The sequence below is a fragment of the Ureibacillus terrenus genome (genome assembly GCF_006569205.1).
In the GTDB taxonomy this organism is placed as follows: Bacteria; Bacillota; Bacilli; order Bacillales_A; family Planococcaceae; genus Ureibacillus; species Ureibacillus terrenus.
The window spans coordinates 1-862 of record NZ_VIGD01000064.1 but is presented as its reverse complement, the minus strand read 5'-3'; the positions used below and the strand labels follow the sequence as shown (position 1 = coordinate 862).

Sequence of the window (862 nt, the reverse complement as noted above, 5' to 3'; positions counted from 1 at the left end):
AAACGGATAGCATTCGTATGAAATACAGAAAGGTATTATTTTAATTTAGCAAACTGTTGAATCTTAATTGTAGAAAACTGTTTAAAATTATTTGTGGAAAATTGTTTAATTCTACTTGACGGTTACATCTTTTTTTGTTGAGATAAGTTTGAGTATATATGCCTATCATTTTTTATACTAGTATGTTCAAAAATGTTAGAGTTGTTGAAATAAACTTTGGTGATCTGATTTCTAGATTGAAATTTTATGTATAAATCCAATAGTAAATTTCCATAATTAAATCAGGATTTTAAAAATTGTTAAAAGGTAGGGATTATTTTTGGGAGAAAGTAAATATGCAGAATTAAATGAAGAACAACTCAAGGAAATAAAACGACTAGAGGAAAAATTAAATGTAACACTAATTGCATATGAAAAATCAATATTAAAAAGTCCAAACCAATTTGATAACACAGCGAATTAAATTGAATGGATATTGTTATTGACAAGTAGAAAATACACATATTTGGTGAAGGTCTCTAATTTAAAGAAAAAGGTTCGATTGAAAATGAAGAATATCCATAGGCCTTCACCTATCCCTTCACTTGAGATTTTCAGTATTCAGGAAGAACCATCCCCTATCAGCAAAGCATCCGTGAATTCTGCCTTCCTTGTCTCCATTATGGTTTTCTCTTTATACACGCCCACATAGCAGATATCCCCGTATGATTCAAAATCTATCGATATTAGTCAAAATTGTAAATTATCACTTTATTTCCGCACAAAAAAGACTCTTTTTTGCACATTCCTTCGGAATATCCCTCTCCCCCTTTCCGAAAGAATGTGCTAAATTTTTTGTGAATTATTTCGGAATGGGACATGG

General features: G+C 30.2%; 1 protein-coding gene. It reads left to right on the top strand.

The features are described from left to right. The first annotated feature begins 319 nt into the window (after positions 1 to 319). On the top strand, positions 320 to 463 hold the full coding sequence (locus tag FKZ59_RS14825) for a hypothetical protein (RefSeq protein ID WP_181733316.1): 144 nt from the start codon (positions 320 to 322) through the stop codon (positions 461 to 463). The last annotated feature ends 399 nt before the right edge of the window (positions 464 to 862 follow it).